General features: G+C 65.2%; 10 protein-coding genes and 1 riboswitch. Of the genes, 6 read left to right on the top strand and 4 right to left on the bottom strand.

Going from position 1 to position 12,990, the window contains the following annotated elements:
* Positions 1-33 precede the first annotated feature (33 nt).
* The 3 genes from PspTeo4_RS03790 (at position 34) to PspTeo4_RS03780 (ending at position 3,512) form a co-directional block, all read left to right on the top strand.
* Positions 34-378 carry a carboxymuconolactone decarboxylase family protein gene (locus PspTeo4_RS03790; protein ID WP_322362392.1) on the top strand — a complete coding sequence of 115 codons (345 nt, stop codon included), beginning with the start codon at positions 34-36 and terminating at the stop codon, positions 376-378.
* A gap of 78 nt (positions 379-456) precedes the next feature.
* Positions 457-1,026 (top strand): N-acetyltransferase, encoded by a 570-nt coding sequence (locus PspTeo4_RS03785; protein ID WP_322362391.1) that lies wholly within the window; start codon positions 457-459, stop codon positions 1,024-1,026.
* A 50-nt stretch (positions 1,027-1,076) separates the two neighbouring features.
* Positions 1,077-1,283, top strand: a riboswitch (cobalamin riboswitch).
* A gap of 108 nt (positions 1,284-1,391) precedes the next feature.
* On the top strand, positions 1,392-3,512 hold the full coding sequence (locus tag PspTeo4_RS03780) for a TonB-dependent receptor (RefSeq protein WP_322362390.1): 2,121 nt from the start codon (positions 1,392-1,394) through the stop codon (positions 3,510-3,512).
* A gap of 31 nt (positions 3,513-3,543) precedes the next feature.
* On the opposite strand, the gene PspTeo4_RS03775 is transcribed toward PspTeo4_RS03780, so the two are convergent.
* Positions 3,544-4,437, bottom strand: coding sequence for a PA4780 family RIO1-like protein kinase (locus tag PspTeo4_RS03775; protein ID WP_322362389.1), 894 nt, complete (start codon positions 4,435-4,437; stop codon positions 3,544-3,546).
* Between the two features lie 347 nt (positions 4,438-4,784).
* On the opposite strand from PspTeo4_RS03775, the gene PspTeo4_RS03770 reads away from it, so the two are divergent.
* The 3 genes from PspTeo4_RS03770 (at position 4,785) to PspTeo4_RS03760 (ending at position 9,732) form a co-directional block, all read left to right on the top strand.
* The gene (locus tag PspTeo4_RS03770) at positions 4,785-6,530 is read left to right on the top strand and encodes a hydantoinase B/oxoprolinase family protein (protein ID WP_322362388.1); all 1,746 of its coding nucleotides are present in this window, start codon (positions 4,785-4,787) and stop codon (positions 6,528-6,530) included.
* Between the two features lie 13 nt (positions 6,531-6,543).
* The gene (locus tag PspTeo4_RS03765; RefSeq protein WP_322362387.1) at positions 6,544-8,628 is read left to right on the top strand and encodes a hydantoinase/oxoprolinase family protein; all 2,085 of its coding nucleotides are present in this window, start codon (positions 6,544-6,546) and stop codon (positions 8,626-8,628) included.
* Positions 8,629-8,775: 147 nt separating this feature from the next.
* Positions 8,776-9,732 carry a helix-turn-helix domain-containing protein gene (locus PspTeo4_RS03760; protein ID WP_322362386.1) on the top strand — a complete coding sequence of 319 codons (957 nt, stop codon included), beginning with the start codon at positions 8,776-8,778 and terminating at the stop codon, positions 9,730-9,732.
* A gap of 36 nt (positions 9,733-9,768) precedes the next feature.
* On the opposite strand, the gene PspTeo4_RS03755 is transcribed toward PspTeo4_RS03760, so the two are convergent.
* The 3 genes from PspTeo4_RS03755 to PspTeo4_RS03745 all read right to left on the bottom strand — a co-directional run bounded on the left by PspTeo4_RS03755 (position 9,769) and on the right by PspTeo4_RS03745 (position 12,889).
* Entirely contained in the window at positions 9,769-10,653 is an 885-nt protein-coding gene (locus PspTeo4_RS03755; RefSeq protein ID WP_322362385.1) for a DUF2950 domain-containing protein, read from the bottom strand.
* On the bottom strand, positions 10,650-12,092 hold the full coding sequence (locus tag PspTeo4_RS03750; RefSeq protein WP_322362384.1) for a DUF3300 domain-containing protein: 1,443 nt from the start codon (positions 12,090-12,092) through the stop codon (positions 10,650-10,652). Before PspTeo4_RS03750 ends, PspTeo4_RS03755 begins: the two co-directional genes overlap by 4 nt.
* Positions 12,093-12,226: 134 nt before the next feature.
* On the bottom strand, positions 12,227-12,889 hold the full coding sequence (locus PspTeo4_RS03745; RefSeq protein ID WP_322362383.1) for a VIT1/CCC1 transporter family protein: 663 nt from the start codon (positions 12,887-12,889) through the stop codon (positions 12,227-12,229).
* Positions 12,890-12,990: the final 101 nt, after the last annotated feature.

Raw genomic sequence — 12,990 nt, 5'->3', positions numbered from 1 at the left:
AGCTCCTGCCCAAACCTCAACAAGGTGAAGACAATGAGCATGATGGACTGGGACGCCTACCGTAAGCAGTTGATGGCCGGCATCGGCGATCTCAAGCAACTCTCCCCCGACACCGTGGCCGGCTACATGACGGCCAGCGGTGCGGGCGCCAAGACCAACCACCTGGACGCCAAGACCCGCGAGCTGATCTCCCTGGCCGTGGCGGTCACCACCCGCTGCGACGGCTGCATCGCCGTGCACTCGCAACAAGCCGTCAAGCACGGTGCCACCCGTGAAGAAATCGCCGAAGCCCTGGGCGTGGCCGTTGCCATGAATGCCGGTGCCGCCCTGGTCTACTCGGCACGGGTGATGGACGCCGTGGGCAAGGCCGAAGGTTGAGCCCAAGCGGCGCCGCCGCCCTTGCACGACGGCGCCGCGTTACTCAGACTGGGCACCTCAGCCCTTGCAGGAACCCGCATGATCCACATTCGCCCCATGACCCCTGAAGACTTCGAGCGCTTCTGGCCCACCTTCCAGGCCGTCGTCCAGGCCCGCGAAACCTATGCCTTCGACCCCACGCTCAGCTACGAGCAAGCCCAAAAGCTGTGGCTGGAACTGCCTCTGCGCACTTGGGTGGCGGAAGAAAACGACGAACTGCTCGGCTCGTACTACCTCAAGGCCAACGCAGCCGGCCCCGGCGCCCATGTGGGCAACTGCGGCTACATGGTCTGCGAAGCCGCACGCGGCCGTGGTGTGGCCCGGCTGATGTGCGAACACTCGCAGAAGCTGGCGCGCCAGGAGGGCTTTCTGGCCTTGCAGTTCAACTCGGTGGTGGCCAGCAACGAAGTGGCCGTGGCGCTGTGGCAGAAACTTGGTTTCGAGACCGTCGGCCGCCTGCCCAAGGCGTACCGCCATGCCCGGCTGGGGCTGGTGGACTGCCTGGTGATGTACAAATGGCTGGCCGATGAGCCGGTGGTGGAAAAACCGCCGCTGCTGATCGGGCGCAAGAACATCGAAGCCCGGGTATCGCGCCGCCGGGGTCGATAACGTCCCCTCAAAACCGCGCAATCCATTGACGCAGAGCCGTTTCGATGGTCAGATGCGCGCCAGTTTCAGGTGTCCTGCGCCGCCGCGCGCAGGGTGAAACGGGAAGCCGGTGCGTCGTGGTCCACGACAAGTCCGGCGCTGCCCCCGCAACGGTAAGCGAGCGAACCCTTCGACATACCACTGTGCACACGCATGGGAAGGTGAAGGCTTCATGACCCTCGCAAGCCCGGAGACCGGCCTGAAGCTTCACTTGGCAACCCGCGGTGGGCGGGCGCAGGCCGGTTTCCGCGTGCGCGCCTGCGTGCGTGGTTCGCCTTTGCGTGTTTTCCACCGGGATCCATTCATTCCTGCAGCAGTGGAACGACATGTCCCGTATCTTCAAGCTTCACACCCTGACGGCCTGCCTGGCCGCGACTGTTCCTGCCCTGGCCGAGCAACAGCAAAGCCTGGCCCTGCCCTCCACGGCCATCACCGGCATTCACGACGACACCAGCGTGAACCTGGCCACCCCGACCGAGGCCGGCTCGCGCCTGAACCTCAGCGCCCTGGAAACCCCGGTCAGCACCAGCAGCATCAGCGCGCAGCAGATCGAGCAACGCAACAACCTCACCGTGCAGGACGCGGTCAGCCGCTCGCCTGGCATCAGCTTCATCGGCACCCCCGGCGACGGCGGCACCGGCCTTTCGGCCCGGGGCTTTACCGGACACGGCTCGGTGATGACCCTGTTCGACGGCGCGCGCCTGTACACCGGTGCCGGCACCCAGACCTTCCCGGTGGACCCGTGGCTGGTCGAGCGCATCGACATCATCCGCGGCCCCGCCTCGGTGCTGTACGGTGAAGGCGCAACCGGCGCGGTGGTCAACGTGATCCCCAAGAAGCCGTTCAGTGGCGAAGTGCAAAACCACCTGCGCCTGGGCTACGGCTCCTGGGACCGCCAGCAACTGGGCCTGGACAGCGGCGGCAGCCTCAGCGACCGCCTCAGCAACCGGGTGACCCTGAACCGCCAGGCCGGCAACGGCTGGGTCGACCGCACCGACTCACGCAGCCTGGCCATGAGCGCCGCGCTGCGCTTCGACGCCAGCGACGACCTGAGCTTCACCCTGGCCCACGAACGCAGCGACGCCGAGCCAGCCAACTACTTCGGTACACCGCTGATCGACGGCCATTACCGTTCCAGCCTGGGCAAGAAGAACTACAACATCGACAACGACGTGCAGCGCTACCACGACGAGTGGACCCGCTTCACCACCGACTGGACCCTCAGCGACCAGCTCAGCGCCAGCAACCAGCTCTACTACATCAAGAGCCGCCGCCACTGGCGCAATGCCGAGGCCTACAGCTGGGACCCCGACCGCGACCAACTGCTGCGCCAGAGCTACCTGCAGATCAAGCACAACCAGGAGCAGCTCGGCGACCGCCAGACCTTCACCCTGGACCACACCTTGTTCGGCCTGGCCAGCACCACCCTGGTCGGTGCCGAGTACAACAAGGTCCGCTTCAACGTCGACAGCAACTCGCCCTACGACGATGTCGGCGGCGACTACATCGACCCGTGGCACCCGGCGCCCGGCGTCTTCCACAGCAACTCGCCGCTGCGCCCGCAGACGTTGTCCACCACCCACACCTTCGCGCTGTTCGCCGAGAACCGCCTGCAGCTCACCGACCGCCTCTCGCTGGTGACCGGTGTACGCCGCGACCAGAACCATATCGACCGCGACAACCTGGTCGACGGCTCTCGCAGCGACCACAGCCTGCAAGGCGGCAACTGGCGCGCCGGGCTGGTGTTCGCGGTGAACGATGGGCTGTCGCTGTACGGGCAGTACTCCACCAGTGAAGACGGGGTCAACGACCTGGTCAGCCTCAGCCCCACGCAGATGCACTATGACCTGACCGAGTCGAAACAGACCGAACTGGGCCTCAAGCAACGCTTCTGGGAAGGCCGTGGCGAGTGGACCCTGGCGGCCTACCACATCGTCAAGAAGAAGTTGCTGGTGGACGACCCTGTCAGCCACGAGAAACAACAGGCCGGCCAACAGACCTCCGACGGGCTGGAGGCCAGCCTAGAACTGGCCCTGCCCCACCAGTGGCAGGTCTCGGCCAACGCCGCCGTGGTGCGCGCCAAATACGACGACTTCGATGAAGTGGTGGGCGGCGTGGCCCAGGACCGCTCAGGCAATCGCCCGACCAACGTGCCGCGACGCACCGCCAACCTGTGGCTGAGCAAGGGCTTCGGCCAGGCTGTGGACGCCGGGCTGGGCCTGCGTTACGTCGACCAGCGCTACGCCGACAGCGCCAACAGCCAGCGCGTGCCCGGCTATACCGTGGTCGACGCCAACCTCAGCTGGCAGGTGCTGCCGGACGTGCGCCTGGGCTTGCAGTTGAACAACCTGTTCGACCGTGAATACGTGGCCTCGGCCTACAGTGGCGAGCAATGGCTGATGGGCACGCCCAGGTCGTACTTCGCGACGCTGGACTACAGCTTCTGAACCGTAGTCCCGCGACACCAAGCCGGCGCCGTTACTGCATCCACGGCGGCGTCGGCTCCGCCGCCTTGAGCGGCCCGTGCTCGGCTTCGGCCCGCGCCGCGCGGCGACGGGCATCGTCGAACAGTGCAGCATCGATCTCGCGCAGCACGCCCTGTACGTCGGCGTCGTGCTCATCGTCCTCGAACTGCCCGGTCAACGGGCTGTCCGGGCGCAATTCACCGGCCTCATAGAGCGCCCACATTTCCTCGGCGTAGCGGGTGCTTTTGAGCTCAGGCGCGAAATGCCCGAAATAGCTGGCCATGTTCGCCACATCACGCTGCAGCATACTGAAGGCATGGTTGTTGGCGGCGGCATCCACCGCCTGGGGCAGGTCGATGATCACCGGGCCTTGCGGGCCGAGCAGCACGTTGAACTCCGACAGGTCGCCATGAACCAGGCCTGCGCACAGCATCAGGACGATCTGGCGGATGACGAAGGCATGGTGCTCGCGGGCTTCTTCGGGTTCCAGGTGCACGTCGTTCAAGCGAGGCGCGGCATCGCCGTCGGCGTCGGTCACCAGCTCCATCAACAACACGCCATCCTGGAAGTCGTAGGGTTTGGGCACCCGTACACCGGCGTTGGCCAAACGGAACAAGGCCGTCACCTCGGCATTCTGCCAGGCGTCCTCGGCTTCCTTGCGGCCATATTTCGAGCCTTTGGCCATGGCCCGGGCCTGGCGGCTGTTACGGACCTTGCGGCCCTCCTGATACTCGGCGGCCTGGCGGAAGCTGCGCTTGTTGGCCTCTTTGTAGACCTTGGCGCAGCGGATCTGACCTGCGCAGCGCACCACATAGACGGCTGCTTCCTTGCCGCTCATCAACGGCCGCAGTACTTCGTCGACCAAGCCGTCTTCAATCAGTGGTTCGATTCGTTTTGGCGTCTTCATCAGGCTGTGTTCTTGGGTCCTGGCTGGCCGGATGGCCGGGGTGGACATCCTCTCACAGGCTGATGCGTATTGCTCGGTTGTCTGCACGGGCCTGATCGCCGGCAAGCCGGCTCCTACAAGTTATCTCAGGATCTGCCCAGTCCCTGTGGGAGCCGGCTTGCCGGCGATCAGGCCGGTACAGGCAACACAAGACAGGTGCTTGTGCACACAACCTGGGCCAGTGCGCCAAAACGCAACAACCGGTACACCCAGCGACAAGCCAGCCGCACCCCTCCCGCCGTAGCCTGTCACCCAGGGCCCACCCCTGCGGCCCCACCCAAAGCACAAGAAGAAAACCTTGGTGACCTATGAAGACAGTTGACCCGATCACCCTTGCGGTTGTCCGGGGTGCGCTGGAAACCGCCCAGCGCGAAATGACCCTGACCTTGGAAAAAACCGGCCGTTCCAGCGTGTTCAACCTGGCCCACGACTACTCCAACTCGCTGTTCGACCACCTCCCGGAAATGATCCTGCAAGGCCAGGACATTCCGATTCACCTGGGCTCGCTGATACCCGCGATGAAGTGCGTGGCCGAATTCTTCGGCGACGACATCGCCGAAGGCGACGTGCTTTACCACAACGACCCGGCCTACAAAGGCAGCCACATCCTCGACTGCTGCATGTACAAACCGGTGTTCTACCAGGGCGAACTGGTGTTCTGGACCGTTTGCAAAGGCCACCTGACCGATATCGGCGGCCCGGTACCCGCCGGCTACAACCCCGATGCCAAGGAAATCTACGCCGAAGGCCTGCGCATTCCACCGGTCAAATTGTGGGAAAAGGGCAAGCGCCGTGAAGACGTGATCAACTTCATGCTCACCAACATGCGCGCCCGCCCCTACCAGGAAGGCGACCTCAACGCGCAGTACGGTGCCTGCAAGGTCGGCGAACGCCACCTGCTGGAATTGCTGGACAAGTACGGCGTCGAGCAGGTGCGCGCATGCATCGCCGAACTGAAGAACATGGCCGACCGCCATATGCGCGCCCTGCTGCGCGACGTTCCGGACGGCCACTACAGCGGCACCGCAGTGCTGGAAGACTCAGGCCACGGCCTGGGCGAACTGGCCATCACCGCCCATGTGGAGATTCGCGGCGACCAGGCGCACGTGCGCATCGAAAGCCCGCCCCAGGTGCCCTACTTCATCAACTCCTACGAGGGCAACTCGGTCTCCGGCGTGTACCTGGGGCTGATGATGTTCGCCCAGGTCGCCCCGCCCTACAACGAAGGCCTGTACCGCTGCGTGACGGTCGACGTCGGCGCCAAGGGCACCCTGTGCAACGCCCAGGAGCCGGCCCCCCACGTCAACTGCACCACCACCCCGATGGAAACCCTGGCCGACGCCGTGCGCACCGCGCTGGAACAAGCGTCGCCAGCGCGCGTGACGGCTTCCTGGGGGCACACCAGCGGCATCAACATCGCCGGTGTCGACCCACGCAACGGCAACAGCGAGTACGTCACCATGGTGCTGGCCTCGATCATTTCCGGCGCCGGCGCCAACAAGGTGATGGACGGCTGGCACGCCTGCGGCCCGCTGTGCTGCTTCGGCGCCCTGATGAGCGGCGACATCGAACTGCTGGAACACGCCTACCCGGTGCTCATCCACCGCTACAGCCTGATGGCCGACAGCGGCGGTGCCGGTGAATTCCGCGGCGGTTCCGGCACCCGCCTGGAAATCGAACCGCTGGCTCACGCGATGACCGTGGTCGGCTTCGGCGAAGGCCGCCAATTGCCCACCGCTGGCGCCGCCGGGGCACGCAACGCACTGCTCGAACCCAAGCTCGGCCGGCTGATCCATCGACACGCCGACGGCCAGGAAGACCATTACACCCAGAACCCCATGCTCACCGTCGCGCCTGGTGAACGCATCATCAACATCAACCCCGGTGGCGGAGGCTACGGCGACCCGCTGCGCCGCCCGGTCGCCGCCGTGCTGCAAGACGTGCGCAACGGCCTGGTTTCCCCCGAGGGCGCTGCCCTTGAGTACCGCGTGATCCTGACGGCCGATGGCCATCTCGACGAAACCGCCACCCGCACTGCCCGCGGCCTGCTCTGACCGGAGATTCGACATGCGCAACCAATATCGCCTGGGCATCGACGCCGGCGGCACCTTCACCGACTTCATCCTGGCCGACCGCGACGGCGGCGTGCAGCTGTTCAAAGCCCCGTCCACCCCACAGGATGGCACCTTGGCGATCCGCGCCGGCCTGGCCCAGATCGCCGATGCCACCGGTCGCTCGCCAGCCGAGCTGATCGCCAACTGCGACCTGTGCATCAACGGCACCACCGTCGCCCTCAACGCACTGATCGAGCACACCGGCGTGAAGGTCGGCCTGCTGTGCACCGAGGGCCATGAAGACAGCCTGGAAATCCGCCTTGGCCATAAGGAAGAAGGCTACCGCTACGACGCCCACTACCCACCTGCCTACATGCTCGCGCCACGCCACCTGCGCCGCCCCATTGGCGGGCGCATGCTCGGCGACGGCCGCGAGCACAGCCCGCTGGACGAGCGCGCGGTGCATGACGCCATCGAATACTTCCGCGCCGAAGGGGTGGAGGCCGTGGCCATTTCCTTCCTGTGGTCGGTGCGTAACCCCAGCCATGAGCAGCGTGCCGCCGAACTGGTGCGCGCCGCCCTGCCCGGCGTGTTCGTCTGCACCGGTGTCGAGGTGTTCCCGCAGATCCGCGAATACACCCGCACCTCCACCACCGTGGTCAACGCCTACCTGAGCCCGGTGATGGCGCGCTATGTACAGCGCATCGATGCACTGTTCGAAGAACTGGGCGCGCAACAGCCGGTTCGCTACTTCCAGTCCAACGGTGGCCTGGCGCCGGGGCACCTGATGCGCGAGCGTGCAGTGAACGCGATCAACTCAGGCCCGGCGTCGGCGCCACAGGCCGGGTTGGCGGTGGCCCGCCCCTTCGGCATCGACAATGTCATCACCGTGGACATGGGCGGCACCTCGTTCGACATCACCCTGACCAACGCCGGACGCACCAACTTCAGCAAGGACGTGGACTTCCTGCGCCAGCGCATCGGCGTGCCGATGATCCAGGTGGAAACCCTCGGCGCTGGCGGCGGCTCGATCGCCCACCTCGATGAGTTCGGCATGCTCCAGGTCGGCCCGCGCAGTGCCGGCGCTAAACCGGGGCCAGTGTGCTACGGCAAGGGTGGCACCGAGCCGACGGTGACCGACGCCAACCTGGCCTTGGGCTACCTGCCCGATGGCGCGCTGCTCGGTGGCAGCATTCGCCTGAACCGCCAGGCATCTCTGGATGCCATTCGCAGCAAGATCGCCGACCCGCTGGGTATCAGTGTCGAACGTGCAGCTTTCGGCATCACCACCCTGGTCAACCTGAACATGGTCAACGGCATCCGCCGCGTGTCCATCGAACGCGGCCATGACCCCCGCGACTTCGCCCTGATCGGTGCCGGTGGCGCGGCGGGCATGCACGTGGTGCGCCTGGCCGAGGAAATCGGCATGCACACCGTGCTGATCCCCAAGGTGGCCTCGGGCCTGTGCGCCTTCGGCCAGATACTCTCGGATGTGCGTTACGACCAGCTCACCAGCCTGTCGATGCGCCTGGACGCCGGGCATGTGAACCTCGAACAGCTCAACCACGCCCTGGCCGAACTGCGCCAGCAAGGCATGGCCAACCTGCGCGAGGACGGCTTCGGCGACCAGGCCAGCAGTTGCCACTACACCCTGGAGATGCGCTACCTGGGGCAAATCCACGAGTGCAGCGTGGAGCTGGAACGCCATGCCCTGGACAGTGCCGGCCTGGCCGAGCTGATCGCGTCGTTCCACCAGCGCCACCAGACCCTCTACTCCTACAGTGAGCCGCAAAGCCCGGTGGAGCTGGTCAACCTGGAGTGCTCGGTGATCGGCCACCTGCCGCGCCCGCCGCAACCCGAGCTGCATGGCCCGGCACAACCGCCAGCGCCAGTGCCTGACAGCCTGCGGCCAATGCTGTTCAGCGCCGAGGGCGACTGGCAGTCCACCGCGGTGTTCAACGGCAATCGTCTGCTGCCCGGGCAGACCGTGCACGGCCCCTGCGTGATCGAAGAAGACACCACCAACATCGTGGTGCCGCCGGGTTGGCAGGCGCGCCTCGAACCGTCGGCCACCTACCGCGTGACGCGCGGCGCTTGATAAGTCGCTCGCCCACTCCCATCATCGGCGTGGTACCGGCCCGGCAGCATTGCGCTGCCGGGCCGTTTGCACAATAACAAGAGCTGCTTGAGTAGCTTGCTTGCAGTTCCTTTTTTCAATGCTGCCCTCTTTGAAAAAGGACCCGACATGCCCACGGAACTTTCGACCCACAGCTGGGCGCAGCCCGAGCGCCAGGCGCGCTGGGCCGATGCCATCAGCGACACCTACTTCCCGTTGAGCCTGCAATTTGCCGGCGACCAGCCGTTCGATGGCCACCTACAACGCTGGAGCACACCCAGCACGCCCTTCAGCCTGTCGCGCCTGCGCTCCAGCCAGCTGGGCTATTCGCGCAGCAAGGCGCAAGTTGGGCAGGACCAGGACGCGTTCTACCTGGTGACGGTGCCCAGCCGCTGCGACGTGCACTTCGAACAGGGTGGCCACCAGCTCAGCTGCAGCCCCGGCGGGTTCATCGTCGAGCGCGGTGACGCCCCGTACCGCTTCCACTACGGTGCGCAAAACGACCTGTGGGTGCTGAAGCTGCCGGAACGAGCATTCATGGGCCACCTGCGCGGGCACCAGCGTTACACGCGCTTCTGTTTCGACGCCAACCAAGGCTTGGGGCGCATCTTCGTCGAACAACTGGACCTGTGCGCCCGGCACTTCGACTCAAGCCCTGACGCGGCTCGCCATCTGCTGCTGGAGCAAGCGGTGTCGACCCTGGTGCTGGCCCTGCAACAGGATGAACGGGTGCTGGGTAGCGAAGGCTCCAACCTGAGTACACTGCACCTGTCACGGGTCGAGCATTACGTGCGCCAGCACCTGGGCGACCCTGACCTTACCCCGCAAGCCATCGCCACCGCCTGCGGCCTTTCGCTGCGTTACCTGCACAAGCTGTTTGCCTCCACCCCTTACACCCTCGGCGAATGGGTGCGCCAGCAACGCCTGGAGGCGGTGCACCGCCAATTGCGCGACCCGCATTGCCTGATGTCGATCGGTGAACTGGCGTTTCGCTGGGGTTTTGCCGACCAGGCCCAGTTCACCCGGGCTTTCCGTCAGCAGTTCGGCTGCACCGCCCGCGAGGTCCGCGCTGGCCGCGTGCACTGAGGCCCCAGGCGCAAGGACGCGCCAAACGTTGAACCGTCAGCCGCCCATGTCTTCATCGACCGCCTGCCAGCTGTCGTCCGGGTCGAAGCGTTTCATGGCCTTGGCCACTGACTCCCCGTTCGGCCCGAGGTCTTTCTCGAACACCTGGCCGTCATGGCTGATCATGAAGCTCATCACGCCGGTGTCGTTGTACTTCGCAGGCCAGGCGACCAGGGCAAAGCCCCGGCTCATCTGGTTGCCGATCAGGTAGCTGTAGGCACCGCCCGGAGCCGAAGGCCCCTGAGCGTCGAGAATGCGAAAGTGATAGCCGTACCAGTCGTCACCCACCACGTCATTGCCGAACAGTGGGCCCAGCGGGCTGACCTGGCCATCGTCCTCGTCTTCCCAGAACAGCCCATCATGCTTGCCCGGGGTGCTGAAGATTTTCTGCGCGTATTCCAGCGCACCGTTGCCGTTGCGGTCCTGGGAGGCGTAATCCATCTGTGCGTCGTGGTACGCCAGCACCGACTGCAACGCAGCCAGTTCATTGCGGCCAATACGCCGGGCACGGATTTCGGCACTGCCGGCCTTGAGGTCGAACCGCCAACCCTGCGAGTCCTTTACCAATGGGATAGGCAAGGTCCAGTGCTCGTTGCCCACCGCCAGAATGGTTTTACGCTCACCTTGCGCCTCGAAAGTGTGCTGCTCGTGGTACTGCTGCAAGAACGCATCGACATCGCTGCGTTGCACGCCCTCGCGGGGGACGTAGGTTCGCCAGTCTTCCCCCAGCAACTGCGCCAGCCGCGCTTCATCGGCGCGGGTTTCGCCCAAGGCCACGACAAACGCCTCCACCGCTTTTTCCGGCGTGGGGAACGCCTGTTGCGCCGTGGCCAAACAGGACCAGGCCAGGCCCAGCGCCAGCACCGCTGCCTTGACGTTCATCGACGGCCTCCTCCGCCACGGCGCCCACCCGCACTGGAAGGCCGGGAAATCTGATGCCCCGCTGCACGCGAGGCTTGGGGCCGCTGGGCGAAGGATTGACTGGTCCGACCGCGACTGGCTTGCAGGTTGCTGCGCGAAGGCGAGCGAACCCCATCGAAGGCATTGTTGCGTGCGCGCCCGGCGCTGGCCGATTGACGTTTCTGCAAGGCCTGCCGGGCCTGCCCTTCACGTGGCCGGGCTTGCCCCGCATCCCGCGTGTTGCGCAGTTCCTGCCGGCGTTCGGTGGCGCGTGGCGCGTCTTGCCGTGCCTGCATCCGGTTACCCAGGTTGTTGTTGCCCGACTGGGTTTCGCGCACCCGGTCGCGGGCCTCGCGGTTGCTGGTGGCCGGGCGCTCGATGCCAGCCCGGTCCATCGACGCCCGGGCCTTTTCCCGCGCCTGCGCGCGCTGGGCATCGTCGCCACGGAACGCCGCACGCTGGTTGGCGCCGTCAAGCTGCCGGCCAAACTGCTCGCGGCTGCGGTTGTCGCGGTAAGGCACACCGTCACGGTGCACGGCGTTGTGCTGCCATTTGTTCTGGTTGTTGGTGATGCGGTTGTTGGCGTTGATGTTGTTGTAGCGGTTGACGTCGATGTCGATATCGTTGTCGCCCCAGTCACAATCGCCCCAGACTGAATCGATGATTGCCACTCCCGCACCGAACGCCAAGCCGGCGATCAAGGCAGACCCTGCGTAGTACATCGGCGGTGGTGGGTAATAGACCGGTGGCGAGGCCGGGTACGCCCAGGTGCCGTAGGTGGTGGTCGGGTTGTAGCTGGGCACGTAGACCACCTGCGGGTCGGCCGGCTCGATGATGATGGTGGTGGACGATGAGCTGGACGCCGGTGCACTCGACTTGCTCCCGCCACTGGGTGCCGGCGCCGCCTGGACCGTCACGTTCTGGTACTGGTTGCTCTGCAGGTTGCCGGCGGCCTGGGCCTGATGGCGCAAGCGCTGGACGCTGTTCATGACATCGTCGGGTTGCGCCAGGAACGCATCGCCCAAGCGTTGCACCCAAACCGGGTCCTGACCGAGCGTGGCGAGCATCTGCGGAAAGGCCACCAGCGCCTGCACGCTCGGGTCCCAGCTCTGCTTGGCCACCTGTTTCACAGCCTCATCGCCCTGGGCCTTGGGGTTGGCCTTGGACCAGGCCACCGCTTCGGTGACCTCGCCTGGGTAAGTGGCCGCCATCAGCACCTGGGCCAGCAGCGCATCAGGGTAGAGCGCGATGGGGGCGAGCATCTGGTCGAGTTGCTCTTGCGTGAACACCGCTTGTTTCGCTGCCACTGGCGTGGTTGCCGGTGCCGGGTCGGGCGCAGGCACATCTGCAGCCTGCACGAGGCCGGGCATGGCATTGAAGCAAAGCACCACCGACACGACACAAAACATTGGAATGCGCATGGCATTTCCCCATGTGGTCATACCGCGTGAAACGAGTGAGACGACGCCGGACAGTTGAAGCCGACTGTACAAGCCACTGATCTCAGCTTTCGATGGCGTGGAATAAGGTTAGCAAAGGCGCTGTTTTCATCCAGTTAGCCGCCCAAAGCGATGATCGAGACGATCAGCACCGCCCCGACCAATGCCAGGGTCAGGCCCGTCAACTGGGTTCGGCCGCCGGAGTAACGCGCCAGCAACCAGCCCGACAGGTAGAGCATCAGCAACGCCACCAGATGCGAGGTACGTATGGCCGTGGAGGTTGTGTCTATCAGCAGAAACGGAATCACCACCGGGAAGGTCGCCAGGACCACCAGCAGAAAAGTCGCCAGTGCTGCTTTGAAGTCATCAAGGCCCAAACGCGGTGGCATCGGCCGGCTGGCGTCGTCCACCAGGCGGCGCCGGAGCATCTCCAGCTCACCGCTTTCCAGCGCCTGGCTGATGCGTTCGGGCAGTGCCGCCGCCACCTGCTCACGGCCTTGCTGCGCATCGGCATCCTGCTGCAAACCCATCAACAGGTTTCTGCTGCGGGTCCGCTCGGTCCAGGTGCGCAGCAGATAGATCACGGCATCGACCAACCCCCAGGCGATATTGCAGCCGAACGCGGCGATGAGCATGAGCCGGGCATCGTCGCGACCGGCCGTGGCGACACTCAGCGAGCCGATGAAGGTCATGGCCATCAGCAGGCCGAAGATCACCTCGGTGATGCGGTCTATCGGCTCAAGTACACCCCTGTGTTTCATGTGCGTGTCGTGGTCCATGGTGCACTCCCGAAGCAAGCGCCGTTGTACACACCTCGAATGCCCATGATGCGCTCGATAGTCACTATCGAGAACAGCAATTTCTATCGGGAGATACTAGC

Source organism: Pseudomonas sp. Teo4, assembly GCF_034387475.1.
Classification (GTDB): Bacteria; Pseudomonadota; Gammaproteobacteria; order Pseudomonadales; family Pseudomonadaceae; genus Aquipseudomonas.
The sequence above is the reverse complement of the archived record's forward strand: the minus strand, read 5'-3'. Positions and strand labels throughout refer to the sequence as shown.